This window comes from Hydrogenophaga sp., from assembly GCF_051007235.1.
In the GTDB taxonomy this organism is placed as follows: domain Bacteria; phylum Pseudomonadota; class Gammaproteobacteria; order Burkholderiales; family Burkholderiaceae_C; genus Hydrogenophaga.
Genome location: NZ_JBPCSJ010000290.1, coordinates 1 through 2,291 on the forward strand (window position 1 = coordinate 1; position 2,291 = coordinate 2,291).

4 protein-coding genes are annotated in these 2,291 nt (G+C 67.0%); all 4 read right to left on the bottom strand.

Features of this window, described 5'->3' with window-relative positions; all coding sequences use genetic code 11:
• Nucleotides 1-405, bottom strand: a 405-nt coding sequence (locus tag ACR2JA_RS10290) for a response regulator (protein ID WP_434008991.1), incomplete at its 3' end; no start/stop codon positions are given.
• Between the two features lie 9 nt (nucleotides 406-414).
• The gene (locus ACR2JA_RS10295; protein ID WP_434008992.1) at nucleotides 415-933 is read right to left on the bottom strand and encodes a chemotaxis protein CheD; all 519 of its coding nucleotides are present in this window, start codon (nucleotides 931-933) and stop codon (nucleotides 415-417) included.
• Complete coding sequence (locus ACR2JA_RS10300; RefSeq protein ID WP_434008993.1) at nucleotides 930-1,742, bottom strand: CheR family methyltransferase; 813 nt, start codon at nucleotides 1,740-1,742, stop codon at nucleotides 930-932. Before ACR2JA_RS10300 ends, ACR2JA_RS10295 begins: the two co-directional genes overlap by 4 nt.
• On the bottom strand, nucleotides 1,739-2,291 hold a 553-nt coding region (locus ACR2JA_RS10305), incomplete at its 5' end, for a chemotaxis protein CheW (RefSeq protein WP_434008994.1). The genes ACR2JA_RS10300 and ACR2JA_RS10305, both read right to left, overlap by 4 nt.

Below are 2,291 nucleotides of genomic sequence, written 5' to 3' on the forward strand. Positions count from 1 at the left end.
GCGGGGGAGCGAGCGCGCCGCCGTCTTGAGCTTCTGCAGCAGCTCGCGCCGCGATTCTTCGAGGAACTGCTTGAGCCCCAGGCGCGGCTTGGCCACCACCGCCACCGCACCGGCGGCCAGCGCGTCCAGCGCCATACGGCTGCCGTCGGTGGTCAGGGTCGAACAGATCACCGTGGGGATCGGCGACTCCTCCATGATCTGGCGCAGGAAGGTCAGGCCGTCCATGCCGGGCATCTCGATGTCCAGCAGCAGCACGTCGGGCCGGTTCTTGCGGATCGCCGGGCCGGCGATGAGCGGGTTGGGCGCGCTGCCCAGCAGTTCGATCGCGGGGTCGTCCTTGATCAGGTGCATCAGCGTCTGCCGCACCACCGCCGAGTCGTCCACCACATACACCTTGACTGACATCACGTTTCCTCAGACCAGCACACTGGTCACTTGCGGCTCTTCGGGCCCGACGGTCCACACCAGGCGCCGGTAGACCTCGCCCCCGAGGTCCTGCAGCAGCACCTGCACCCCGCGCTCGGCCAGGGCGTCCAGCACCCAGCCCGCGTTGCTGTCACCCACACTGCGCCGGGGATAGAGCTGCGGAAACATGTTGCCCCCGCCGTACACATAGGCCAGGCACATCTTCGGCGTGATGCCCCGCGCCAGCAGAATCGCGTCCATCGCGGACAGTGCGAGCGGCCCGTAGGCACAGCTGTCCTGGTGCGCATGGACCGGCGTGCCCGCGTGCACGATGTGGCACATGGCGCCAAACGTGCGCCGCGCGTCGGTCAGGATCACGGCCACGCAGGAACCCAGCAGGGTCGTCAACTGCTCGCCACGCTCGGCAAACGCCACCTGTCCGGGGTGCAGCGTGTGCACGCGCAGGTGCGGCGCGGGCGCCCGCACGGCGGCACGTGCCGCCACTGCGAGCGCCAGGCTTTTGCTCACGCCGACACCTTGCGGAAGGCGCCAGGGGCCAGCGTCTGCAGTGGCGTCTTGCAGGGCACACGGCCCTCGGCGGTGCCAATGAAGAACAGGCCGCCCGGTCGCAGATGTGCCAGCACACGGTCCACCACCGCGCTCTTGGTGGGCGGGTCGAAATAGATCAGCACGTTGCGCAGGAAGACCACATCGAACGGCCCCAGGCCTTCGATCGGCCGGCACAGGTTGACCTGGCCGAAGCGCACGTGCTCGCGCAGTTTGTCCTTGATCTGCACCAGGCCTTCCGAATCGCCCTCGCCACGCAGGCAATGGCGTTTGAGGCGCTCGGGACTCACGTGGCGCAGCCGCTCTTCGGGATAGATGCCCTGGGCGGCGCTGCGCAACACACGGTCGCTGATGTCGGTGCCCAGGATGCTCCAGCCCGCACCGATCTGGCTCCTGATCTGCAGGTCGGCCAGCAGCATGGCCGTGCTGTAGGCCTCGTCGCCGAACGACGAGGCGGCGCTCCACACCGACACGGCCGGCGGGCGGGTTTCCACCAGCTCGCGCTCCAGCAACTCGAAGTGCGCTGGCTCGCGAAAAAAATAGGTCTCGTTGGTCGTCAGCAGGTCGATGGCCACCTGCAGCTCGCCCTGGTCGTCGTGGCTGTCAATCAGCGCGGCGTACTCCCGGTAACCGCTCAGCCCCAGCCGCTGGATGCGCGGGGCCAGCCGCGAGGACACCAGCGGTCGTTTCGACTCGGAAAACGACAGGCCGCACAGTTCGTGCATCAGCTCCGTGATCTGCCGGTAGCTCTGGTCGCACAGCGGGGTCATACGGGTTCCGATTCCTGGGCGGCCTCGCACAGCTGCGCCATCTCGTTGATGTCGAAGGCCTTGTCGGGGTCGAGGATGATGACAAAGCGCTCAGCCATCTTGCCCATGCCCTGGATGAAGTCGCGCCGAACGGAGGAACCGAAACTCGGCGGGGGCTCGATCTGGTCGGCCGGTATCTCGATCACTTCGCTGACCGCATCCACCAGCAACCCGAGTTCGACCCGCTCACCGTCGCGCACCGCGTCAAAGATGACGATGCAGGTCTTCTTGCCAATCTGGGTGACGGCGTGACCGAAGCGCACGTGCAGGTCGATCACCGGCACCACGGCACCGCGCAGGTTGATCACGCCGCGCACGAAGTCAGGCATCAGCGGCACCGTGGTCATGGGGCCGAACTGGATGATTTCGCGCACGGTGCGGATGTCCATGGCGAACACCTCCTTGCCGAGCAGGAAGGTGAGGAACTGGTCGGCGCCTTCGGCGTCGGTCTGGGCACATTTCTGGGTGGCCCAGGAGGGTCTCCGGTGAAAAGGGGCGGTAGTTGCCGGT